A 245-nucleotide genomic window follows, 5' to 3' on the forward strand; every position below is an offset into this window, starting at 1 on the left:
CGCAGCTGGGCAGCAACTCCACCATGAAGAAACACGGTCGTGCGCTGCTTTCCGTGCGCGAAGGCGATAAAGAACGCGTGGTGGACCTGGCGGCAAAACTGCTGAAACAGGGCTTCGAGCTGGATGCGACCCACGGCACGGCGATTGTGCTGGGCGAAGCAGGTATCAACCCGCGTCTGGTAAACAAGGTGCATGAAGGCCGTCCGCACATTCAGGACCGTATCAAGAATGGCGAATATACCTAC

Annotated in this window: 1 protein-coding gene; it reads left to right on the plus strand. The window is 58.0% G+C overall.

Annotation, left to right across the window (positions count from 1 at the left end; genetic code table 11):
- Window positions 1-23 precede the first annotated feature (23 nt).
- The coding region (locus IEQ44_RS16385) for a hypothetical protein (protein ID WP_227487702.1) at window positions 24-245 on the plus strand (222 nt) is incomplete at its 3' end.

This window comes from Nocardioides malaquae, from assembly GCF_015070385.1.
In the GTDB taxonomy this organism is placed as follows: domain Bacteria; phylum Actinomycetota; class Actinomycetes; order Propionibacteriales; family Nocardioidaceae; genus Nocardioides; species Nocardioides malaquae.